Source organism: Actinomadura rayongensis (assembly GCF_009831215.1).
GTDB classification, from domain to species: domain Bacteria; phylum Actinomycetota; class Actinomycetes; order Streptosporangiales; family Streptosporangiaceae; genus Spirillospora; species Spirillospora rayongensis.
In genome coordinates, this window is record NZ_WUTW01000005.1 from 342,405 (window position 1) to 364,614 (window position 22,210).

24 protein-coding genes are annotated in these 22,210 nt (G+C 72.0%); 11 read left to right on the forward strand and 13 right to left on the reverse strand.

Annotation, left to right across the window (positions count from 1 at the left end; translation table 11 throughout):
- Positions 1-251 precede the first annotated feature (251 nt).
- From GQ466_RS23115 to GQ466_RS23145, 7 genes are all read left to right on the forward strand, one after another.
- The gene (locus GQ466_RS23115; RefSeq protein WP_161105097.1) at positions 252-785 is read left to right on the forward strand and encodes a ferritin-like domain-containing protein; all 534 of its coding nucleotides are present in this window, start codon (positions 252-254) and stop codon (positions 783-785) included.
- Positions 786-873: 88 nt separating this feature from the next.
- Positions 874-1,926 (forward strand): hypothetical protein, encoded by a 1,053-nt coding sequence (locus tag GQ466_RS23120; RefSeq protein ID WP_161105098.1) that lies wholly within the window; start codon positions 874-876, stop codon positions 1,924-1,926.
- 36 nt (positions 1,927-1,962) lie between these two features.
- Positions 1,963-2,277 (forward strand): DUF2795 domain-containing protein, encoded by a 315-nt coding sequence (locus GQ466_RS23125; RefSeq protein WP_161105099.1) that lies wholly within the window; start codon positions 1,963-1,965, stop codon positions 2,275-2,277.
- A gap of 42 nt (positions 2,278-2,319) precedes the next feature.
- Complete coding sequence (locus GQ466_RS23130; RefSeq protein ID WP_161105100.1) at positions 2,320-3,423, forward strand: ABC transporter ATP-binding protein; 1,104 nt, start codon at positions 2,320-2,322, stop codon at positions 3,421-3,423.
- Positions 3,420-4,586, forward strand: coding sequence for an ABC transporter substrate-binding protein (locus tag GQ466_RS23135; protein WP_237418261.1), 1,167 nt, complete (start codon positions 3,420-3,422; stop codon positions 4,584-4,586). The genes GQ466_RS23130 and GQ466_RS23135 overlap by 4 nt, the downstream gene beginning before the upstream one ends.
- A complete protein-coding gene (locus tag GQ466_RS23140) occupies positions 4,586-5,446 on the forward strand; it encodes an ABC transporter permease (protein WP_161105101.1) in 861 nt (286 codons plus the stop codon). Before GQ466_RS23135 ends, GQ466_RS23140 begins: the two co-directional genes overlap by 1 nt.
- Positions 5,443-6,279: an ABC transporter permease gene (locus GQ466_RS23145; RefSeq protein ID WP_161105102.1), complete on the forward strand. Its 837-nt coding sequence runs from the start codon at positions 5,443-5,445 to the stop codon at positions 6,277-6,279. Before GQ466_RS23140 ends, GQ466_RS23145 begins: the two co-directional genes overlap by 4 nt.
- Here the strand turns inward: GQ466_RS23145 and GQ466_RS23150 are convergent.
- A complete protein-coding gene (locus GQ466_RS23150) occupies positions 6,256-6,852 on the reverse strand; it encodes a TetR/AcrR family transcriptional regulator (RefSeq protein WP_161105103.1) in 597 nt (198 codons plus the stop codon). The two genes, GQ466_RS23145 and GQ466_RS23150, sit on opposite strands and share 24 nt — an antisense overlap.
- Positions 6,853-6,949: 97 nt before the next feature.
- Between GQ466_RS23150 and GQ466_RS23155 the strand changes: the two genes are divergently transcribed.
- Positions 6,950-7,363: an ester cyclase gene (locus GQ466_RS23155; protein ID WP_161105104.1), complete on the forward strand. Its 414-nt coding sequence runs from the start codon at positions 6,950-6,952 to the stop codon at positions 7,361-7,363.
- Positions 7,364-7,374: 11 nt separating this feature from the next.
- Here the strand turns inward: GQ466_RS23155 and GQ466_RS23160 are convergent, their stop codons facing one another.
- Both GQ466_RS23160 and GQ466_RS23165 read right to left on the reverse strand, forming a co-directional pair.
- The gene (locus tag GQ466_RS23160) at positions 7,375-8,997 is read right to left on the reverse strand and encodes a thiamine pyrophosphate-binding protein (RefSeq protein ID WP_161105105.1); all 1,623 of its coding nucleotides are present in this window, start codon (positions 8,995-8,997) and stop codon (positions 7,375-7,377) included.
- Complete coding sequence (locus tag GQ466_RS23165) at positions 8,994-10,088, reverse strand: FAD-dependent oxidoreductase (protein ID WP_161105106.1); 1,095 nt, start codon at positions 10,086-10,088, stop codon at positions 8,994-8,996. The genes GQ466_RS23160 and GQ466_RS23165 overlap by 4 nt, the downstream gene beginning before the upstream one ends.
- A gap of 193 nt (positions 10,089-10,281) precedes the next feature.
- Between GQ466_RS23165 and GQ466_RS23170 the strand changes: the two genes are divergently transcribed.
- The gene (locus GQ466_RS23170) at positions 10,282-10,530 is read left to right on the forward strand and encodes a hypothetical protein (protein WP_202420963.1); all 249 of its coding nucleotides are present in this window, start codon (positions 10,282-10,284) and stop codon (positions 10,528-10,530) included.
- Here the strand turns inward: GQ466_RS23170 and GQ466_RS23175 are convergent.
- The 5 genes from GQ466_RS23175 to GQ466_RS23195 all read right to left on the reverse strand — a co-directional run bounded on the left by GQ466_RS23175 (position 10,527) and on the right by GQ466_RS23195 (position 14,360).
- Positions 10,527-11,201: an NUDIX hydrolase gene (locus GQ466_RS23175; RefSeq protein WP_103562678.1), complete on the reverse strand. Its 675-nt coding sequence runs from the start codon at positions 11,199-11,201 to the stop codon at positions 10,527-10,529. The genes GQ466_RS23170 and GQ466_RS23175 overlap by 4 nt on opposite strands.
- An 83-nt stretch (positions 11,202-11,284) precedes the next feature.
- Positions 11,285-12,619: a flotillin family protein gene (locus tag GQ466_RS23180; protein ID WP_161105108.1), complete on the reverse strand. Its 1,335-nt coding sequence runs from the start codon at positions 12,617-12,619 to the stop codon at positions 11,285-11,287.
- A gap of 97 nt (positions 12,620-12,716) precedes the next feature.
- Entirely contained in the window at positions 12,717-12,917 is a 201-nt protein-coding gene (locus GQ466_RS23185) for a hypothetical protein (protein ID WP_161105109.1), read from the reverse strand.
- A 66-nt stretch (positions 12,918-12,983) separates the two neighbouring features.
- Positions 12,984-13,676 carry a hypothetical protein gene (locus GQ466_RS23190; RefSeq protein WP_161105110.1) on the reverse strand — a complete coding sequence of 231 codons (693 nt, stop codon included), beginning with the start codon at positions 13,674-13,676 and terminating at the stop codon, positions 12,984-12,986.
- 9 nt (positions 13,677-13,685) lie between these two features.
- The gene (locus GQ466_RS23195) at positions 13,686-14,360 is read right to left on the reverse strand and encodes a 1-acyl-sn-glycerol-3-phosphate acyltransferase (protein ID WP_161105236.1); all 675 of its coding nucleotides are present in this window, start codon (positions 14,358-14,360) and stop codon (positions 13,686-13,688) included.
- Between the two features lie 452 nt (positions 14,361-14,812).
- Between GQ466_RS23195 and GQ466_RS23200 the strand changes: the two genes are divergently transcribed.
- Positions 14,813-15,163: an anti-sigma factor antagonist gene (locus GQ466_RS23200; protein ID WP_161105111.1), complete on the forward strand. Its 351-nt coding sequence runs from the start codon at positions 14,813-14,815 to the stop codon at positions 15,161-15,163.
- Here the strand turns inward: GQ466_RS23200 and GQ466_RS23205 are convergent.
- A complete protein-coding gene (locus GQ466_RS23205) occupies positions 15,160-15,978 on the reverse strand; it encodes a glutamate ABC transporter substrate-binding protein (RefSeq protein ID WP_337193590.1) in 819 nt (272 codons plus the stop codon). The genes GQ466_RS23200 and GQ466_RS23205 overlap by 4 nt on opposite strands.
- On the reverse strand, positions 15,975-17,390 hold the full coding sequence (locus GQ466_RS23210) for a hypothetical protein (protein WP_161105112.1): 1,416 nt from the start codon (positions 17,388-17,390) through the stop codon (positions 15,975-15,977). The genes GQ466_RS23205 and GQ466_RS23210 overlap by 4 nt, the downstream gene beginning before the upstream one ends.
- Before the next feature lie 139 nt (positions 17,391-17,529).
- On the opposite strand from GQ466_RS23210, the gene GQ466_RS23215 reads away from it, so the two are divergent.
- Positions 17,530-17,961, forward strand: coding sequence for a hypothetical protein (locus GQ466_RS23215; protein WP_161105113.1), 432 nt, complete (start codon positions 17,530-17,532; stop codon positions 17,959-17,961).
- On the opposite strand, the gene GQ466_RS23220 is transcribed toward GQ466_RS23215, so the two are convergent.
- From GQ466_RS23220 to GQ466_RS23230, 3 genes are read right to left on the reverse strand one after another with little or no spacing between them, the layout of a single operon-like run.
- Entirely contained in the window at positions 17,927-18,571 is a 645-nt protein-coding gene (locus tag GQ466_RS23220) for an FHA domain-containing protein (RefSeq protein ID WP_161105114.1), read from the reverse strand. The genes GQ466_RS23215 and GQ466_RS23220 overlap by 35 nt on opposite strands.
- On the reverse strand, positions 18,568-19,878 hold the full coding sequence (locus GQ466_RS23225) for a VWA domain-containing protein (RefSeq protein ID WP_161105115.1): 1,311 nt from the start codon (positions 19,876-19,878) through the stop codon (positions 18,568-18,570). The genes GQ466_RS23220 and GQ466_RS23225 overlap by 4 nt, the downstream gene beginning before the upstream one ends.
- Positions 19,879-19,888: 10 nt before the next feature.
- Positions 19,889-21,856 (reverse strand): serine/threonine-protein kinase, encoded by a 1,968-nt coding sequence (locus GQ466_RS23230; protein WP_161105116.1) that lies wholly within the window; start codon positions 21,854-21,856, stop codon positions 19,889-19,891.
- Positions 21,857-22,210 lie beyond the last annotated feature (354 nt).

Below are 22,210 nucleotides of genomic sequence, written 5' to 3' on the forward strand. Positions count from 1 at the left end.
GGATCGCCTCCGTTTCCCTCGACAATGGCAGACTGCCCCGCGTGCGGCGCTGGAAACGCCGGAGACGCGGAAACCCTGCTGGGACGGCGGGGACTGCTGTTTTTGACCGACGATCAATGCGCTCTCCACCTCTTCCCTGACCCGGTCGTCCTATTCCGTGGTGATGATCACGACTTTGCCGCCGTCGGCCGCTCCCTTGGCCGGGACGCGGGAACGTACCGGGCGCCGATGATCATCACGGGAGGGCCGGTATGAGCGACAACTTCGTCCTGGACGTCACCAAGATCCGCGCCGAGGTGCGGCAGAAGATGGAGGAGGGGCCGATCACCGAGACCTACGGGCGCGACAGCACGCGGGTCATCGAGGTCCTCAACGACGTCGTCGCCACCGAGGTCGTCTGCTGGCTGCGGTACACGCGGCACGCGATCTCCGCGAGCGGCATCGACAGCGCCCAGGTGTCGTCGCAGTTCACCGACCACGCCAAGGAGGAGCTGGGGCACGCGCTGCGCGTGGCGGGCCGCGTCAACCAGCTCGGCGGCGAGCCCGCGTTCGACCCGGCCAAGCTCACCGAGCGCTCCGCGACGGACTACACGACGCCGTCCGACGGCGACCTCGCCCAGATGCTGCGCGACAACCTGGAGGCGGAGCGGATCGTCATCTCCACCTACCAGGAGATCATCCGCTGGCTCGGCGACGGCGACCCGACGAGCCGCCGCCTCATGGAGTTCATCCTCGCCGAAGAAGAGGACCACGCCGACGACCTGGTCGACCTGCTCGGCATCTGACCGGGCGAGTCCGCTTTCGGCCAGGCCGTTCCGCCGCTCTCCGCCGTTTCCGCTGCGAAAGTGGGAGGAGCACTCGGGGGAGGCGGCGATGGTCCCGCTCAAGAACGTCGAGGACGTCGCGATCAAGCTCGGTTCCGGGCCGATCGGGCGTTTCATCAATATGTCGGCGCGCCGCCGGTCGCGCTTCATCGTGTGGGGCGCGGGTCTCGCGATCGCGGCGATGCTGTTCCCTGACCTGTACGAGATCGACTACCAGGGCCCGCCGCTGCGGCATGTGCGCCTGGACGGCGTCACCGGCAATTTCAACGCGGTGAACGGGCCGTTCGACGGCACGCCGATGCTGGGGGCGTTCGTTTTCGTCTTCGTCGTCGGCGTGCTGACGCGGTGGATGGACTTCACGGTCGCGTGGCGCCACCTGAGCCGGGGCATGAAGGTCCTCAACGGCGGGCACCACGTGGCCCTCGTCGCGGCCAACGTCGTGGGGCTCGTGACGTTCTTCTCCCAGTTCAACAACGGCGGGCTGCCGGACGCCGTCACGGCGGAGTTCGCCCGGCGGGCGGGCGCCGCGAAGGCCACGACGTATTCCGACTACCTTTATCCGTCCTTCGGGATGTGCGTGTTCCTGCTCGCGGTCGGCGTCGCCGTCGGGCTGATCGGCGTGCTGCCGCTGTTCTTCGCGATCGTGGAGGCGGCGGTCGTGGGATTCGTCGTGCTGGTCGTGGTGGCGGCGGGCATCGGGGTGCCGGTGCCGGGCATTCATTCGATCGTGGACGTCGGCACCTACGACGGGCGACGGCCCACCTACAGCGACGCGTGCGTGCTCAAGCCGCCGCATGACGAGAACTGCGCGAGCACCAATCCGAAGGTGGCCGTGCAGGTGCCCAATCCGGCGCAGAGCACCGTCGGGTGCTCCTATTCCGTCACCATCGACTGGGGCGACCGGACGCCCGCGAAAACGGTCGCGGTCCACGGAACGGCGGGGAAGACCCTGCTGGCCGCGCGCCACACCTACCGGGCGCGGGACGGGGCGTGGCGGCTGAACGTCCGGGAGCGGCTGACGTCGGGGCACTGCCCGTCCGGCCGCGCCGCGTGGCGGCCGGAGTTCGCGCTCGGCGTCGAGCAGAGCTCGCTCCACGGCTGACCGTTACAGCGCGGGCGGCCCGGGTAACCGGCGGGCATGAGGCTTCATGATGCGGGAGAGATCAAGGCGGCGCTGAACGACATGCGCTTTCCGGCGTCCAAGGACGACCTGGTCGCGCACGCGAGCCGGGTGGGCGCGGGCGAGCCGCAGGTCCGGGCGCTGCGGGCGCTGCCGCTCGCCGACTACGCCAACCTGGACGAGGTCATGCGGTCGGTGCCGGTGGATCCGGCGCCGGACCTGACGACGACCGAGCGCACCGTCCAGCACCGCGAGCACCGCCATGCCGACCTGGCCGAGCACGAGCGCGTCACGCACTCGACGCCTATCGAGGAGGAACTGGGCAACGAGTGAGCGGCTTGCCATAAATCTGGACGATCTGCCAAGGTCACCGGCATGACCAGCCCACAGGCCCCGGCGGTCGAGCTGGCCGGCGTCGCGAAAACGTACCGTTCCGGGACGACCGCCGTCCGGGGGCTGGACCTGACGGTCCACGAGGGCGAGTTCTTCTCGCTGCTCGGGCCGTCCGGCTGCGGGAAGACGACGACGCTGCGGCTGATCGCCGGGTTCGAGGAGCCGACGGCCGGCGAGGTGCGGCTGCACGGGACGCGCGTGACGGGCGTGCCGGCGCATCGGCGCGACGTGAACACGGTGTTCCAGTCGTACGCGCTGTTCCCGCACCTCAGCGTGTTCGAGAACGTGGCGTTCGGGCTGCGGCGGCGCCGGGTGCCGCGCGGCGAGATCGCGGCGCGGGTCGGCGCGATGCTGGAAACGGTGGAACTGACGGGGCTGGAGCGGCGCCGTCCGCGCGAGCTGTCGGGCGGGCAGCAGCAGCGGGTGGCGCTGGCCCGCGCGCTCGTGAACCGGCCGCGCGCGCTGCTGCTGGACGAGCCGCTCGGCGCGCTGGACCTGCGGCTGCGGCAGGCGATGCAGGTCTCGCTGAAGCGGATCCAGCGCGAGGTCGGGCTGACGTTCGTCTACGTGACGCACGACCAGGGCGAGGCGCTGACGATGTCGGACCGGATCGCCGTGCTGAACGACGGGCGGATCGAGCAGGTCGGGACGCCCCGGGAGGTCTACGAGCGTCCGGCGACGCGGTTCGCGGCGTCGTTCGTCGGGACGTCGAACCTGCTGGCGGGCGAGGTCGCCGAGGTGGCGGCGGGGCGGGCGGTGGTCGTCCACGGGGCCGACGGGCGGATCGAGGTTCCGGTGCGCGGCGCGGTCGCGCGCGGACGGCGGCTGGAGCTGGCCGTGCGGCCGGAGAAGATCTCCCTCGGGCGGGCGCGGCCCGGCGGCGGGCTGTGCGGCGTGCGCGGGACGGTCACCGAGGTCGTCTATCTCGGGACCGCTACGAACTACAACGTCACGACGTCGGCCGGTGCGGACGTCGTGGTGTTCCGGCAGAACGCGGCGTCCGCCGACGAGGTGGCCGCGCGGGGCGACGAGGTGTGGCTGTCGTGGGAACCGGACCATTCGTACGCGCTGGAGACCGCCCGTTGAGCCCCGTCCGGCGGCGCGACGCGCTGCGGCTTGCGGGCACCGCCCTGGCGTTGTCGGCGTGCGGGGTGAAAGGCCGGGCGGCCACTCCGGACGTCACGTCGTTCTGGGCCGGGAAACGGCGAACGGGACGGTTGAGCTGGGCGAACTGGCCCGGCTACATCGAGGACGACCGGGCGACGCTCACCGCGTTCGAGAAGGACACCGGAATCCGCGTCGCGTACCGGGAGGCCATTCAGGAGATGGGGCCGTGGTTCGGCAAGATCCGGGCGCCGCTGGCGGCCGGGCAGTCGATCGGCTTCGACCTGATGGTCATGACGAACGGGATCCAGCTGGAGCAGTGCCGGCGGCTCGGCTATCTGGCGCCGCTGGATCTGTCCCGGTTGCCGAACTTCGCCGCGCACGCCGCGCCGGGGTTCCGGAATCCGTCGTATGACCCGGGCAACGCGTTCACCGTCCCGTACGAGGCGGGCATCACGGGGATCGCCTACAACACGAAGTACGTGGACGAGGAGATCACCAGCATCGCCCAGCTGTTCGCGCCGAAATACCGGGGGCGGGTCGGGATGATGAGCGACGCGCAGGAACTCGGGAGTTTCGGGCTGTTCTCCGTCGGGGTGGATCCGGAGACGTCGCGGCCGTCCGACTGGGAGAAGGCCGCGGCCCGGCTGCGGCGGCAGCGCGACGACGGGATCGTGCGGAAGTACTACACGCAGGATTACGTCGACGCCGTCAGCAAGGGCGACGTGTGGCTGACGATGGCGTGGTCCGGCGACGTCTACACGCTGACCAGCCCGGACGTGAAGTTCGTGGTGCCGTCCGAGGGCGGGACGCTGTGGACGGACAATCTCTGCATTCCACGGACCGCGTCTTCTCCCGTGGACGCCCTGACGCTCATGGACTGGCTGTATCTCCCGGCCCACAATGCGCCGCTGACGGAATTCGTCAACTACATCACCCCGGTGTCCGGCGTGCAGGAGATCGTCCGCCGGGACGCGGCTCAGGCCACCGGCCGCGAGCGCGCCGACCTGACGCGGCTGGGCGCGAGCCCGCTGGTGTTCCCTTCGGCGTCCGACATGGCGCGGCTCCGCCGCTACCGCCGTCTCACTCCGGACGAGCAGCCTCGTTACCTGGGAATCTTCGAGCCGATCGCCCGGGGTTCGTGATGCCGTTCTCCCGTCGCCTGGCGCCGTATCTGCTGGTCCTGCCGGGCGGGTTGTGGCTGGCGGTGTTCTTCGTCGTCCCGGTGGCGATGATGGCGTCGCTGTCGCTCCAGACGGGGAATCTCATCGACGGATTCCGCCAGACGTTCCACTGGCAGAACTACACCGACGGCCTGGGTACCTACGGGGACACGTTCGTCCGGTCCCTCTGGTACGGCCTTCTCGCGACGATCCTGTGCATCGCGCTCGCCTATCCGGCCGCCTACTGGATCGCCTTCCGCGCCGGACGCCGCAAATCCAGCTACCTGCTCCTGCTCCTCATTCCCTATTTCGTGTCGTTCGTGCTGCGGACGGTGGCGTGGAAGCTGGTCCTCACCGACAACGGCCCGGTTCTCGGACCGCTGCGCGACCACGGGATCGTTCCATCCGACTTCCACGTCCTCGACACGACGACGGCCGTGGTGGCGGGCCTCACCTACACCTACCTGCCGTTCATGGTCCTGCCGGTCTACGTGGCGCTGGAACGCCTGGACCCGCGTCTGATCGAGGCGGCCCACGACCTCCACGCCGACCGCACGGCCGCGTTCGCCCGCGTCGTCCTGCCGCTCTCCCTGCCGGGCGTCTTCGCCGGAGTGGTCATGACGTTCGTACCGGCGTCCGCGGACTACGTGAACGCCGAAATCCTCGGCGGTCCGCGCAACACGATGATCGGCAACGTCATCCAGGCCCAGTACTTCGACGACGGCGCCTATCCCGTGGCGTCCGCCCTCTCCTTCACGCTGATGGCGATCCTGCTGGCCGGAATCTTCCTCTACGCCCGAGCACTCGGCACACGCGGAATCCTGGACACGCCCACACCATGAAATTTCCCGCCCGCCGCCGATTCTCCCCGCTCCGCCTCTACACCCTGCTCCTGATCGCCTGGCTGCTCCTGCCGATCGCCGTCATGATCGTCTTTGGCTTCAACGACGTCCACGGCAAGCAGAACTTCCGCTGGGAGGGCTTCACGCTCAGGTGGTACACCCACCTGTTCGCCAAGCCCGACCTGACGACCGCCGCCCTCAACTCCCTGACGATCGCCGCCCTGAGCACAGCAATGGCGACCGCGCTGGGAACCCCTCTGGGCCTGGCCTTGGCCCGCCACCGCTTCCGAGGCCGAGGCACGGCAACGGCCGTCCTCTTCCTGGTGATCGCCTGCCCGGACCTGGTCATGGGAGCATCGCTGCTCTCGATGTTCGTGACATTCGACGTCCCCCGCGGCTATCCGACCATCCTGGCCGCGCACACGATGGTCGCGACCGCCTTCGTGGCGACAACAGTCCGCGCACGAGCGGTAAGTCTGGACCCGTCCCTGGAAGAAGCGGCAGAAGACCTGGGCGCAACCGCCTGGCCGAGATTCCGCCTGATAACGCTCCCCCTCATCACCCCGGGCATCCTGGCCGGCGCCCTTCTGGCCTTCGTCCTCTCCATCGACGACTTCGTCATCGCGAACTTCACCAGCGGCACCACGCTCACCTTTCCCCTATGGATCTGGGCATCGACGAGAACCGGCACACCGCCCCAGGTCAACGTCCTCGGCACCCTGATCTTCGCCATCGCCACCGCCCTCGCCGCCCTCGCCGGGATACGCGGTTCGAGGACGCAGCGGAAACCGGCGTCGCGCGCACCGCGTTCAGCGGATGCCGTCGGCCGATAGTGCGGGGGTGTCCGTGCCCTGTCGGACCAGCAGGAGAAGGCGCTCTGTTCGAGCGGCGTCCGTGGCGGTCAGCGCGATCCCGTTGGCCAGGGCGAGCAATTCCGTCGCGCTGAGGTCCGGGCGGACGGCGCCCGCGCTTTGCGCCCGGGTCAGCAGCGCGGACGCGGCCGTGTGCATCGAGTCGTGCCAGTGGTCGAACAGTGCGGAGCGCTGACCCGTGCGGTCGTCGGTGATCGACAGCGCCAGTTCCCGTTTGGTCGCCACGTGCGCGACGAAGTCCCGCAGCCAGCCGAAAAGGGCGTCGCCGGGAGGGTCCACGGTCAGCAGGGAGCGGCTTCGGTCGCAGAGCGCGGCCACTTCATCGGCGTAGACCGCGATGATCAGTTCGCGGCGCGTCGGGAAGTGCCGGTACATCGTGGCGTTGCCGACGCCGGCCCGGCGGGCGATGTCGTCGAGCGGGGCGTCGACGCCGTGGTCGTGGAAGACGTCCCTGGCCGCGGCCACGAGCAGGTCGTAGTTGCGCTGGGCGTCCGCGCGGCGCCGACGCCCGGGCTCCGCGCTCTGCGCTGACATGACTCTCCTTGCCAATCGGGGACTTCCCCGGTTACGGTAGCCGAACCCGTTAACCGGGGAACTCCCCATTTACCATCGCCGCCGGAGGAGAAGCCGCATGCCGCAGGGAGCAGAGCGCCCAGGGCCGGGAGAGGTTCACCGGCGCACCGTCGAGAGCTACCCGCAGATTCTGCAAGGCCGGCTCGACGGCGCCCTGGAACTGATCGATCCCGAGGTCGTCGACCACCGGGGCGGCACCCAGGGCGATCACCGGGGGCGCGACGCGTGGCGACACAAGTGGGAACAGATCAGCGCCGACGGCACGTTCCACGACGTCTCGGTGACGATCGAGCAGAACATCGTCTCGGGCGACACCTCCGTCAACCGCTACACCGTGCGGGGCACCCACACCGGCTCCGGCCGACGCTACGAAGTCCTCAGCATGGACATGGTCCGCGTCCGCGACGGCCGCATCGTCGAGCACTGGGCCCTGCTCGACGTCGACGCGATGCGCGACCAGTTGGGCGTGTGAGAAAACGATGCTCAGGCGAGTTCGGCGGGGAGGTCGTGGGGGTTGATCTCGGCGGCGATCAGGGCTGGTCTGGCGGAGGATTTCGCGGCGGCGAGGGCCGCGTCGAAGTCGGCTTCGGTGTTCACTGATCGGGCGGACGGGATGCCCAGGCCTTGGGCGACCTGGGTGAAGTTCCATTTGTTCAGCGTCAGGTAGGGGGCCGGCGGTGTTCCTGGGTGGGTGAAATAGTCCTCGTTCACCAGGAACTGCTCGTAGGCGTAGAGGGCGTTGTCGATGACGATGACGACCGGGTCGCGGTTGTAGCGGGCCATTGTGGACAGGGCCTGGGCGGTCATGTGGAAGCCGCCGTCGCCGCAGATCACCAGGGGGCGGCGGGACGAGCCGAAGGCCGCTCCGACGGACGCGGCGACCGAATGGCCGATCGAGGCCCAGACGGCGCTGCAGAGGAAGCCGTCGCGGCCTTTCACAGGCAGGTTCGCGGCCGAGTAGACGCCGAGGAAGATGTCGGGCACGACGATCCAGGACGCGTCCAGGGCCGCGGCGATCCGCTCGAAGACGCCCCGGTAGGTGAGGGCGCCGGCGGGCGGGCCGGGGGCGGGCGGTCTTAGCGCGGGCGGGGACGGGCGCGGGGGTGCCTTCGCCGCCTCGGTCGCCAGGGCTGTGACCAGGGCACCGATCTCGGCGTTCTGTTTGGCGCCGGTCCGGATTTTCACCGTGCCGTCGTAGGCGGAGATGATGTGGTCACGGCCGCCCGCCACCAGGCGCGCGTAGCCGCTGGGGAACACGCAGCCGAGCGTCACGAGCAGGTCGGCGTGCTCGACGGCGTCCGCGGCGGCGGGCGCCGAGTGCGGCGGGTCGTAGACGCCGACCCAGCCGTTCCCCTGCTCGGCGAGCGTCGACTTGGCGAGCAGCGCGCTCGACCAGCGCACGCCGAGCCGCGCGATCAGGTCGGCGACGCGGTCGGCGAGGCCGTAGCGCTGGATCTCCGCGCCGACCAGCAGCACCGGCGACGTCGCGGCGCGGATCTGCGCGACGATCGTTGCGGCGAGCTGCTTCTCGGTACCGACCGGCGGGACGCCCGGCGACAGCGATCCTGTGGGCGACGGGCACGCCTTTCTCCACAGATCTTGGGCGATCTCGACATAGACCGGCTTCTTCGTTCTCAGCGCGGTGGTGAGCGCGCCGTCCACCACGGCCGGGACGTCGGCGGCCTTCTCGGCGCGGACCGCGCTCGCGGTGACGAGCTTGTACGCGGTCAGGTCCGCGTCGGGCCGTCCGGTGGAATGCGAGAACAGGACGTCGAACGTCTTCAGCTTGTCCAGCTGCGCACGGCTCGGCCCGCCGTTCAGCACGACGACCGGGCTGCGCTCCACGAACGCGCCGCCGATCGCGTTGATCATGCTCAGCACGCCGACCCCGTTGGCGACCGCGACGGCGCCGAGTCCCTTCGTCCGCGCGTAACCGTCCGCCGCGTACCCGGCCTCCAGGTCGCTCGCGGTGACGACCGGCGTGATCCCGTGCGCGGCGGTCGCCCCGTAGAGGTCCGCGCAGTAGGCGCCCGGAACGCCGAACAAGGTGTCCACGCGCTGCTGCGCCAGCCGCGTGAGGACGTAGTCGGCGACCGTGAACGTCACCGGTCCTCCAAGGACGCCGCCAGACGCGGATCCACGACCGGAGCGTTGCGCGGATGGTGAATGTGCGTGTCGGGCAGCGGTTCCGCCGGAGCGAGCCCGAACCATTTCGCGATCCCCCGGACGAGCTGCTTGCAGCACGCCTTGTTGGGGACCTCGCTGTTCACCTTCTGCTCGGTCGTCCCGCCGATGACGACATGGTCGCTGCGCGGGAACATGTACCCGTCCCGGCCGAGCAGGTATTTCAGTCCCGGCTGCGGCGGAAGCATCGCCAGTTGCCCGGTGATCGGGCACATCTTGGCGTCGTTGAACAGCTTCATCGAACCGAGTCCCGTGCAGTTGACGATGATGTTCTGCGACAGCGCGAGAACTTCCGCGCGGCTCGCGAACCGGCGGAGCACGATCGGCACGTGGCGCGCCGCGAGATCAGTCTCCAGCCGGTTCAGGAACACGGGAGGCTCGATCAGCAGCGTCTGGTATTCGAACCCGCGCCGCGCGGGCCCGCTGACGGGCAGCCGGTCGCACTTCTTCCGCTCCGGCAGGAGGTTCGGCAGCCAGTCCCGGACGATCTCCAGGTTCTCCGACTCCTTCGGCGTGAACAACGGCCGCTCGAAGACGCCGAAATTCTGCCCCACACTGCACTTGAACTTCGTATAGGCCGTCGTGATGATCTGCTTGAGTTCTTCCTTCTTCCCGACCGAGTCGATGACCGACACGCCCCACTCCCCGCCCGCCTTGTGCGAGGTCGTGTCGACCGGCCGCCGGTCGGAGTAGATCGTGACATCGAGCCCGAGATCCAGCAGCAAGGTCGCGGCGGTGAGCCCCATGACGCCCGCGCCGAGCACCGCGACCTCGGTGTCATGCGACGTCGTGAGCCGTTCCCGGACGATGTCGCGAACCTTCGCCGCGCACCCCCAGCTCAGCGTGATCCCCGCGCCGCCGTGCCCGTAGTTGTGGACGACGAACTTCCCCGACACCGTCTCGGCGTCCAGCCGGTACGCCCCTTTGCGAAAGGGCCGCACACCGGCGACGCACGCCCCGGCCGCCTCGGGATCGAACGTGAAGTCCGGCGTCGGAAGCAACCCTGCGCTCATCTTTCACCCCCGTTTCCAGAGGCACTACCCGCGCCCTCCGCGACACCAGCCCGCCGACGCCGTTCCTTTAGCCTCCCAACGCCGGATCCGAACCCGGCCGCCCCGCGGAAAATCCGTTTCCGGACGGCCGCCGGACCCCGTATATTCGCCGGGTCCGCGGGTCCCACCGGCGGACGTTCTCCGAGGAGTGACCGTGGCCGACGACGAGAAGCCCATCGCGATCGGCGAGGCCCTCCCGGGCATCGAGGTCCTGCCGCTGCCGGAGCGCTGGACGGCCCTGGGCGGGATCGTCCTCGTGAAATGCCTGGACGAAGAGGGCCACCCGAGCTGGGCCTTCCGCACCACCGACGGGTTCAGCGACGAGGAACTGCTCGGCGCGCTGACCATCCGCACGGACATGCTCCGCCGCGACTGTCTCGCCGCCTACGAAGAGGGCGACTAGGGGCGGGGGCGGAGCATCGGGGGGCGGAGTTGTTCGGCGTCGCCGCGGCGGTAGAGGCGGGCGGGACGGCCGCCGTCGCGGGTCGTGGAATGGCCGGTCGGGACGAGGAAGCCGTCCGCGCCGGTGACCTTGCGGTGGAAATTGCGGGGGTCGAGCGGGGTGCCCCAGACGATCTCGTAGACGCGGCGCAGTTCGGCGACCGTGAACTCGGCCGGGCAGAACGCGGCGGCGAGCGAGGTGTATTCGAGTTTCGCCCGCGCCCGTTCCATTCCGTCGCAGAGGATGCGGCGGTGGTCGAAGGCGGGACGGTCGCGCTCCACCAGGTCGTCCACGGCCTGCCAGAGGACCTGCGCGCGGCTGGACGCGGGCAGGTCCGGCGCGAGGCCGAGGTAGGCGACGCTGACGACGCGCTGGCGCGGGTCGCGGTCGGGGTAGCCGTAGGTGGCGAGCTGTTCGAGGTGGATCCGGACGTCCGCGAGCCCCGCGCGTTCGGCCATCAGCCGGGACGCGGCGGCGGGCAGGTCCTCGTCGAGCTGGATGAAGCCGCCGGGCAGGGACCACGCGCCGTCGTAGGGCGCCCGGTCGCGCCGCCACATCAGCGCGCAGAGCCGCTGCTCGCGGACGGTGAGAACGACGAGGTCGACGGTGACGGCGAGCCGCGGCACGGACATGCCCATGAACATAATCGGTCCGGGACGTCCGCGCGGCCAGAGCGCCGCACACCGGCCGACCGACCGGTGTGCGGCGCGAACCGTCAGTTCTCGGACTCGATGGCCGCCGGAACCTGCCCGTTGGCCGGGTTCCCGCCGTCCTTCGCCGCGGCGCCGCCCATGCCGTTGAGCAGCGTGCGGGCGAGCCCGAGGCCGGTGCCGCCGAGCGTGAGCGCCTTGGCGAGCAGGTCCTCGACGCCCTCGGCGCCGTTGAGGACGACCATGTTGTCGACGTTCCCGAACACGCCCGCCCCGGCCTGGACGATCTCCGGCCACTTCTCGGCGAGCTGCTGGGCGATGACCGCCTCCTGGTTCTCGGCGAGCGCCCGCGCGCGGGCCTGGATCGCCTCGGCCTCGGCGAGGCCCTTCTGCCGCGTCGCCTCGGCCTGCGCCTCACCGAGCAGCCGGGTCGCCTCGGCCTCGCGCTGCGCCTTGAGCTGGACCTCGGTCGCGGCGGCCTGCGCGTAGGCGATGCGCTCCTCGCGCTCGGCCTCGGCCAGCTTCACCTGCTCGTACGCGCGGGCGTCGGCGGGCTTGCGGACCTCGCTCTCCAGCCGCTTCTCGGTGCGCTCGGCCTCCAGCTCGGCGTTGCGGGTCTCCTTGAGGATGACCTCCTGCCGGGCCTGCTGGGCGGCCTGCTGCACCTGGCCCTCGTACTCGGCCTTCTTGATCTGGGTGTCGCGGATGACGGCGGCGTTCTCGCGCGCCGCCTCCTGCTCGCGGCGGGTGGCCTCCTGGTCGCGCTCGGCCTCGGCGATGCGGGCGGTCGCGGCGACCTTCGCGGCGTGCGGACGGCCGATGTTGGTGATGTAGCCGGTCTCGTCGTCGATCTCCTGGATCTGGAGCGAGTCCACGACGAGGCCGAGCTTGCTCATCTCGTCGGCGGCGGAGCTGCGCGTCTCGCTGGTCAGCCGCTCGCGGTTGAGGATGAGGTCCTCGACGGTCAGGTTGCCGATGATGGAGCGCAGGTGGCCGGTGAACAGCTCGTGGATGGCGCCGTCCATCGAGCTCTGCTGCTCCAGGAAGCGGCGGGCGGCGTTGGCGATCGAGACGAGGTCGTCCCCGACCTTGTAGATGACGACGCCGCGCACCTTCACCGGGATGCCCTGCTGGGTGACGCAGTTGACCTCCAGGTTCGCGGCGCGGCTGTCGAGGCGGAGGCGGCGCGCGACCTGGAAGCCCGGCAGGACGGACGTCCCCTTGCCCGTGACGATCTTGAACCCGAGGCTGTCGATCCCGTTGACGGGCTTGGACTTCGCGCCGAGCCCCGAGATGATCAGCGCTTCGTTCGGTTCGGCGACGCGCCAGACCATCTTGAACATGATGATCAGCACGATGACGGCGACGACGGCGCCGATCACCGCCACGGCGATGGGCATGGGTGCCTCCTCGGGGGGGTGCGCGCCGCCGCGCGGACGGCGCTGAAGTCGTGCATCTGCGTAGACGCCGCGAACGGCCCCGAGGTTCCGCCCGATGTCAGCTCAGAGCGGGCGCGACATAGACGGTCCGGGGCGGGTGGTACTCGACCACGACGATGATCTGCCCGACGGCGAACTCGTCCCCGGGATTGACGGGATGCGCGTAGAACGCCTCGGCGCCGCCGCGCACGGCGATCATGACCTCGCCGACCAGCCCGGGACCGATCCTGCCGGTGACCCGGCCTTCCTTGCCGACCAAGCGTCTCCCTCACTCGTCACGGACGCGTACCGGAAAACTATCCGTTCGTCCGGTCCGCCGCGAGGGTCAGGAGAGGATGCGGCGCGCCTGCTCGTCGGCGCGACGGGCGATGTCCTCGGCGTCGGCGCGGGTGGCGACCGGCCCGAACAGGCTGATCGTGGTGACGGTGCGGCGTCCGCGCAGGACGACGTACCAGGTCTTGGTGTGGGAGTTGCCGCTGACGGTCGTGACGCCGACCGTCCGGGAGCCCTGCCCGATCGTCCCGGGCGGCGGCTCCACGACCCGGTGCTCGGCCTTCTGGGCGCCGACGGTCGTCGTGAACGTCCGGCACCCGGCGGGGGTGCGCTCGCCGACGAGCCGGGCGGCCTGGTCGTCGGGCAGCGACAGCAGGGTCTCGGTGACGCTGACGCCGCCGCCCTTGGTGAACGAGACGATCGCGGCGGGCGTGGCCGCGTCGAGCGCGGCGGCGGGGTCGGTGCGGGCGCAGTCCGGACGGTCCACCTTGACGGCGCGCTGGAGCTGCCGGAAGTGCTGGACGGACCGCAGCGCCCCGTACTCGCCGGAGTCGGGCGCGCCCGCGCGGCGGTAGCCGGGCAGGTCGGTGATCAGCGCCTGTTCGAGCTGGGCGGCGGTGTAGCCGGCGCCGCCGAGCTGGGCCCGCGCCGTCGACGCCGGGGACGGGCCGCCGCCGTCGCCGCCGCAGCCGCTCGCGGTCGCCGCCGTCGCCAGCAGGAGGACGGGAAGGATCCTGCGCGTCATGCGCCGACCCTAACCGGCGGCGTCGGCGTGCTCGTTGTACGCGCCGGTGTACTCCTGGCCGGTCAGTTCCTGGATGGCGGCGACGATGTCGTCGGTGACGGCGCGGCGCGCCTTGGCGGGCGGCAGCTCGCTGTAGTGGCCGAAGTCGAGGGGCTTGCCGATGCGGACGGTCGGGCGCGGCGCGAGGATCCGGGGCCGTCCGGTGCCGACGGGCTGGATCTTCTCGGTGCCCGCGAGGCCGACCGGCAGGACGCGGGCGCCGGTGGCGAGGACGAGCCAGCCGACGCCGGTGCGGCCCCGGTAGAGCCGTCCGTCCTTGGAGCGGGTGCCCTCGGGGTAGATCGCGAACGCGCCGCCGGACTCGACGATCCCGACGGCCTGCTCCAGCGCGCCCATCGCCGCGCGCTGGGCGCCGCGCTGGATCGGGACGTGACCGAGCGTGGTCAGGAACCAGCGGACGAACCGCCCTTTCAGCCCTTTCCCCTCGAAGTACGACGCCTTGGCGACGTAGGTGACGGGACGCGGGATCGACAGCGGGATGATGAAGCTGTCGATGAACGACAGGTGGTTGGCCGCCACGATGAGCGGACCGTCGGTCGGCACGTTTTCCAGGCCCTCGACGCGCGGTCGGAATATCAGGCGCAGGATCGGCGCGACGACGCGCGACATGAACGTGTAGAACACCCGGCCTCCCGAATTCGGCACTCGCCACTGTAACCGCTGCCCCAAGTAACGGGGAGGCCGGTCACCGGACAGGGGAAAGTTCCCAGCTCAGCGCACCGATCGCGAGATTTAGGCCACATGGGGACCAAGCGGTCACAAGACCCAGACGACCCGGCGGTCACCGCCATTTCTACTGAATGGTAAGTTTCGTTGTCGTAGGTTTCTCATCGGTAACTTTCCGGGGTGAGGAGACCGTTCCGCCCAGCGCCAGGGCCTTGTGGCGGATTCGTCCCGCACCGGTGACGCACGGTCGCCGCAGTCCCCGTAGGCTGGACGCGGCGGCCCGTCCCCGGTTACGGACGGGACCGGGCGCGCGCCGCCGCGTCCCTAAAGCGCGCCGGTCTTGACCACGGGCACGGCTCGTTCATGCTGGAAGGTCCCTGGGCCTTCGCCGACGGTGGTGGGAGGTGGTCGTGGACTTCGGCCTTCACCTGGTCCGGCACGACCGGTACACGATCGTGGAGGTGCGCGGCGAGCTGGACCTCGTCTCCCGCGACCGGTTCGAGGAGACCATGCTCGACGTCGTGGAGGCGGGGCACGCGCTCATCGTGGACATGCACGACGTCACCTTCTGCGACTCCACCGGGCTCAACGCCGTCGTCTCGGCGAACCGGCGCGCGGCCGGGGCCGGGGTGCCGCTGGTGCTCGTCGCGCTGACCGAGCGGGTGCGGCGGATCTTCCACATCACCGCCGTCGACCGGTTCATCCCGGTGTACGACTCACTGGAGGAGGCCGTGGGCGCGCTGCCGTCCGCCGCGCACTAGGAGCAGCCCTCGAACTGCGGGACGTACGGGTTGATCTTCAGGCCGGAGTGCCCGAACCAGCGCTCCAGCAGGCGCGCGGCCGTCCCGTCCTGGTACATCGCGGTGAGCGCCCGGTTGACGGCCTCGCAGCCCGCCAGGTCGCCCTTGCGCAGGCCCACGCCGTACTTCTCGTCGGTGAACGGCGCGTTGATCACGCGGGTGCGGGTGCCCGCCGCGTAGCCCGCGAGGATGAGGTCGTCGGTGGAGAGCGCATCGATCCGTCCGGCGGCGAGCGCGGCGATGCAGCCGCTGTACGTCGCCATCTCGACGGGCGTGGCCTTCACCGCGCGCTCCTCGGTGACGCGCTTCCAGGAGTTGGAGCCGGACACCGCGCAGATCCGCTTGCCGGCGAGGTCCCGGACGTTCGTGATCGTCCGGTCGTCGGCGCGGACCAGCGTGTCCTGGTGCGCGACGTAGTACGGCCCGCCGAACGTGACCTGCGTCTTGCGGCGCGGCGTGATCGAGTACGACGCGAAGATCATGTCGACGGTTCCGGCCGCGAGCGCCTTCTCCCGTGTGGACGACGGCGTGGTCTTGAACGTGATCCGCTCCGGCGGCACGCCCAGCTTCCCCGCGACGTAAGTGGCGACGTCCACGTCGAACCCGCTGTAGCGGCCCGTCTTCGGGTCGAGCAGGCCGAGGCCGGGCTGGTCGGCCTTCACGCCGATCCGCAGCGACCGCTTCGCCGTCACCGACGACTCCCCCGGCCCGCACGCCGTCGCGGCGAGCGCGAGCATGAGCACGGCGGCGGCGCGGCGCATCGCGTTCCCCCTCACCGGAACTCCGCCAGCCGGGGCCGGACGCCCGCGAGCACGAGCACCGCCACGCCGACCGCCGTCACGGGCGGGATCCAGTCCCAGCCGCGCAGGTCGGCGTCGGCGGCGTGGACGGCGTCGTTCAGGACGTGGCGGTGCTGGTCGCGCAGCGCGCCGAGCGCCGCGTCGTAGGCGTCGAACGCGCCGATCGCGCCGGACCGTCCGGTGCCCATCCGCAGCCGCACCGCCCCGGACAGGTCGCCGCGCCCGGCGAGCGCGCGCATCCGGCGGTCGTTGTCCTGGACGGTCCGGTACGCGGCGAGCGTCCGGACGAGCCCGGGACGCGTCCGCTCCTGCCGCGCCTCGTCGCCGAAGAAGCCGAGGAACGCGCCGTACCCGGCCGCGAAGGCCGTGATCTGGCGGCCGAGGCCCGCGTAGTAGGTGGCGAGATTGAACGGCTGGTCCTTGGCCGGTTCGACGTCCAGAACGGCCAGCGACTTGTCCAGATATGTCTGCTCATAGGTGTCGGCGCGCTCGGGGTCGAGCAGGAAGCGGCTCTCGTCGGCGAACGCGCTGTGGCTGATGGCGCGGGCGCGCGACAGGGCGAGGACGGAGTCGAACCCGTCCCGTTTCGCCTCCCGGAGCCGTCCGGCCTCCGCCGACAGCACGGCGGCGCCCGCGACGACCAGCGCGAGCGTCGCGACCGTGCCGAGCGCCAGCGCCGGGTTCAGCACGCGCCGGAAGCCGCGCGCGAGGTAGATCTGCCCGGCGACCAGCGCGGCGAGCACGACCGCCCCGGCGACGAGGACGAGCGCCCGGTCGGCCAGCACCGCCGAGCGGCGGCTCTCGTAGGACGCGCGGACGGTCGCGCCGCTGTCCAGCGTCACGTTGTACGCCTGCGGCAGCAGCTGCAGCCGCATCAGGTCGGTCGCGCGCCGGTAGGTGGCCACGACGTCGGGCGTCGGCCGGCCCGCCGGGTATCCGGCCTGGTCGGCGAGCTGGATGGCCTGCGCGGCGAGCCGCTCGTAGCGGCCGAGGCCGTCCAGGACCGCGTGGACGGTCCCGAGCCGCGCCGGGTCGCTGCCCGCGAGCTGCGACGCCTGCACCGCCGCCGTGTCCGCCAGCCCCCGGTAGCGGTCGTACCGCCGCACGGACGCGTCGTAGCCGATGCCGAGCCCGTGCTCGCCGCCGATGAGCAGGATGTCGGCGACCTGCGCGTCCATCGCGCTGAGCGCAAAGTACAGATCGCCCGTCACGACGACCTGCGGCCCCGCGTCATGCCCGATCGTGTCGACACCGCCGCGCGCCTGCCCGACCCCCGCCGCGAGCACCGCCGCGAGCAGGGCGAGCAGCAGGAGAACACCGACCGCACCCGCCCGAATCCGACCGGGCACCGTCCGCAGCCACGCCGCAACCACGCCCAGCGCCCGCACCGCCCCACCCTCCGCACCCGCTCCGCCCGCCCCACCCGGCCCACCGGGCTCACCCGGCCCACTCGGGGCGCTCGGGCCGCCCGGCGCGCTCGCCGCGCTGGCGCTGCTTGGCCCGTTCGCCGCGCTAGCCGCGTCAGCTGTGTTCGGCCCACTCGGCGCGCTCGGCCCGCTCGGCCCGCTCGGCCCGCTCGGCGCGTTCGGCCCGCTCGGCCCACTCGGCGCGCTCGCCCCGCCGGGCGCGTTCGCCGCGCCCGGTACGCCCGCTGCGCTCGGGCCGCTCGGCGCGTTCAGCCCGCTCGTCCGAGCGTCCGGGGCATTCGGCGCGCTCGGGCGGCCCGGGCCGCTCGGGGCGCTCGGGGCGTTGACCCCGCGCGGCGCGTTGGGCGCACTTGGCCCGCCCGGCGCGTTCGGCCCGCTCGGGGCGGTCACCCCGCTCGGCGCGCTCGGCGCGCTTGGCGCGTTCGGCGTGCGTGGCGGGGGTGGGGTGTTGGGCGGGGGTGGGGTGTTCGGGCCCGTGTTCGGGGTGTTGTCGGGGGTCACGGGTGGGCTCCGGGGTCGAACGCCAGGGTGATCGTCGTCCAGGCGCCGACGTGGATGCGGTCGCCGTCGCCGACCGGGACGGGGGCGTTCGCCGGGATGGGGTCGAGGCCGCCGTTGATCGTGGTGCCGTTGGTGGAGCCGGTGTCGATGATCGTCCAGGCGTCCGGGCTCGCGACGAGGACGGCGTGGGCGTGCGAGACGCCCGGGTCGGCGGGCGGGAGGCTCAGGTCGATCTCGGGCAGCAGGCCGCGCGCGACGCTGCGGCGGCCTATGCGGACCTTGTCGCCCAGCAGTGGGACGGTTCGGGGGTGGTCGTCGGCGGGGAAGCGGAGGGACGGGGTGTCGGGGCCGTCCTGGGCCTGGACGGTGGCGAAGTAGGTCGGATCGGGGGAGATGGTGGCCGTCCAGCCGCGTCCGGGGCGGCGGGAGGCCGCGCCGGAGTTGCCCGATGGGGCCGACGTCGGCTCGGGGCGGGCGAGCGGTTCGGGACGGTCCCCGGACGCGAAGCCGTAGCCGCAGTCCTCGCAGAACCGTCCGCCGGTCCGGGGGGCGTTGCAGAACGGGCAGGCGATCGGTTCGCCGCACACGTCGCAGTAGTCCTCGGACGCCGAAGCGTGGCCGTTCGGGCAGCGCGCCGTCATGACGCGTCCCCGGGACGGGTGCGCGCGGTGCGGCTCGTGGCGGGCTCGCCGGTGCGGGTCCGGACGGTCCGCACCGAGCGCGTGTCGAGTGACATCTCGTCGGCCTTGTCGACGTCCTTCTTCAGCCGGACGGTCCCCGACACCGGGTCCAGCACGTCCACGACCCGGTCGAGCAGCTCCGCGACCTGGTCGTTGCCGACCTCGCGGGCCAGCACGACGGCGCGGCCGAGCCGGGCGGTCGCGGTGTCCTCGTCGCCGTCGCGGCGCGCGGCCAGGCCCTCCTGGACGGCCTCGGCCAGCTCCGCCTGGTCGGTGTGCCGGGCGACGCGGCCGTTGATGAGCGTGGCCTTGGCGACGTCGTCGGTCCACTCGGCGAGGACGTCCCCGGAGGCCGCCTGCGCGCCGTCCGCGAGCAGCAGCCGTGCCTGCGCGGCGCGCATCCGGCGTCCGATGTCGCCCGCCGGGATCTCGACGCAGAGGTGATATTCGCGTTCCTCGGCGCCCCAGGCCCCTAGCGGGAAGTCGATGGTCTGCGGGCCGGACGGGACGCCCTTGCCGGTGAGGTCGTCCAGCACCGGCACCATCTGCTTGAGGAACCGGAGCGTGGCGTGCCGGGGCGTCCAGACGCGCAGCGCGACGTCCCCGACCTCCTTGTCCATCGCGGTCTCGGTCAGCTCGCGGAACCTCCGTTCCAGGTCGGCGGGCTCGGGGACGTCCAGGAACGCGCCGAGCAGCGCCGAGGTGATCCGGCGCAGGTCCGCGACCGCCCAGTCGGTGCCGACGCCGAGCGCGTCGCACACGAACCCGCCCCGGCAGGCGTCCAGCGCGCGGCCCAGCTCCTCGGGGCGCTCGTGCTGGTTCTTGCCGTCGGTGAGCAGGATCGCGTGCCGGACGGCCTCGGACCGTCCCTCGAACAACCGGTTCGCGAGCACCAGCCAGGTACCGATCGCGGTGCCTCCGGAGGCGACCATCCGCGCGACGGCGGTCTGCGCGGCCTCCCGCGACGCCGCGTCCATTCGGACGAGATTCCGCCGCGACGGATACACCATCCGCGGAGTGTTCGCGCCCGCTATGACCGCGAACGCCACCCCGTCGCGGATCGTCGCGAGCGCGGCGCGGGCGGCGGCCTTGGCGGCCTTCATCCTGCCCGCGTACCCCATCGACCCGGACGTGTCGATGATGATGATCTGCGCCGCCGCAACCCCGCCCCCGCCGCTCTCCGCCCGCACGCCGAGCACGGCGTGCATCTCCCGGCCGCCCGCGGGGAGATGGGGGTTCTGGTCGACGGTCAGCGTGAACGCGGTCATCGTGGGCTCCTCAGAACAGGGTCCGGGGACGGACGGCGTTGGCGCGGCGGACGAGCGCGTGCCGCTCCGCCGGGCCGTCGGCGAGCTTGGCGAGCTGCCGGTAGGTGTGCTCCAGGCGGCGGCGCAGCGGGCCCTCGCGCAGCGGGACGTCGAGCAGCACGCCGTCCCCGGTGCCGCCGCCGGGCCGGGCGAGCGCCGCCTCCAGCAGGTCGGCGGTGAACCGGGCGCGGCGCTCGGTGTCCAGCGGGAGCGCGCGGAGCCTGCGGTCGGCGTCGCGCAGCGCGGCGTCGTCCAGGGCCCGTCCGCTGCGCACGGCCGCCGTGAACGCGGCGATCCGCGCGGCCTGCCAGTGGCTGGAGATGCGCGGCACCGAGTCCAGGACGGCGACGGCCGCCGCCGCGTCCCCCGCCGCCAGCCGGACCCGCGCCAGCCCGAACGCCGCGCTGACATGGGTCGGATCGGTGCGCCAGACCGTCTCGTACAGCCGTCCGGCCGGGGCGCCCTCGGTCTCGCGGGCGAACGCGAGCGCGAGCTTCGGGGCGATCTCGCCGGGGAACAGCCCGTACAGGCCGTCGAAGATCGCGGCGGCGGTGGCGCCGTGCCCGGCCGCCAGCTCCCGGACGCCCCGGTACCACGCCACGCGCCAGTCGCCGGGCAGGTCGCCGGCCAGCTCGTCCAGCAGCGGCCCGGCCTCGGCGTCGCCCAGCTCGATCCGGACGCGGACGAGCGCGAACCGCACCTCCGGCGTCCGCGCCGGCGCGGCGGCCAGCGCGGCGGCGAGGTCCTCGGGGTCGCGGTCGGCGAGCCCGCCGAGGAACGGCGCCGCCGGGTCCAACGGGTGGACGTGCGGGACGGGCAGCGCCGCCGCGGCCTCCGCCGGGTCCAGGGCGCCGGTCAGCTCCGTCCCGGCGGCGCGCGGCCCGGTCGCGAACAGCGGGGACGGGGCGGGACGCGGCCGTCCGTCCTCGGCCGACAGGACCTCGCGCAGCACGCCGGTGAGCTGGTCGGCCATCTCGGCGGCGCTCGCGAACCGCCGCTCGGGCACCGGATCGGTCGCGCGGCGCAGCAGCCGGTCGTAGGACTCGAACCTGCGCAGCAGCGGGACGTCGGCGCGCGGCGGCAGCGCGTGCCGGTACCGGCCGGTGTAGCCGCGGAACGGGAAGCTGAGCACGGCCAGCGTCCGTCCGACCGTGTACAGATCGGACGCCACGGACGCGCCCCGGTCGGAGATCTCGGGCGCCTGGTAGCCCTCCGTCCCGAAGATCGGGCTGGTGGTGTCGTACGTGCGCCGCACGCCGCCGAGGTCGATGAGCTTGAGCTGCTCCTCGGACTGGATCGCGTTGTCCGGCTTGAAGTCGCAGTACAGCAGCCCGACGCCGTGCAGGTAGCCGAGCGCGCGCAGCACTTCGAGCCCGTAGGCGATGACCTGGCCGAGCGGCAGCGCGCTCTCGGCCCCGTGCTCGGCGCGGTGCCGCTTCAGGATGTCCTTCAGCGACTCGCCGCCGACGTACTCCATGACGATGTAGCCCGACCCGGCGTGCCGGACGAAGTTGTAGATCTTGACGATGTTCGGGTGCTCGGCCTCCGCGAGGAACGCCCGCTCGGCCGTGGCCGCGGCGAGCGCGTCGGCGTCCTCGTCGTCCAGCCGCCCCTTGAGGACGACCCACCGATCGCTGACGTTGCGGTCCCGCGCCAGGTACACCCAGCCGAGCCCGCCGTGCGCGAGGCACCCCAGCACCTCGTACTGCCCGACGACGAGATCCCCGCCGCGCAGCTTGGGCGTGAACGAGAACGGATGCCGACAGTTGCTGCAGAACCCCTCGGTGCGCCCCGGCCGCCCATCACGCCCGCGCCCGACCTTGGCCCCGCACGCGCTACAGAACCGTCGCGCCTCGGGAACCCTCGGGTCCTTGAGCACCGCCGCCGAGGGATCCTGATACGGCACCGGCGGCACGTCCACCAGCCCGGCGCCGAGCATCCCCCGCCGATGCGAGCCCGTCCCCCCAGAAACGGTGGTACCCACCATCCCGGACCCGCCCCCGACCGCCCCAGACCCCCCAGAACCGGTCGACACATGCGACATCCCAGCCGGGGCCGACGGCGCGGCGGCGGACGGAGCGCCCTGCGGCCCGACGCCCGGCGCCGCAGGCTGCCCGCCCCCCGCCGCGCCGGACACGCCGGTGCCCGCCGCGCCGGACGGCGACGCGGCACCGGGCAGGCCGGTGGACAGCGCGCCGGACAAGGCGCCGGACGGCGGACCACCCGCCGCGCCCGTGGCCGACATGTCGGGCGACGGCGCAAACGGCGGCACACCGGGCGGCGCGGCGCCACC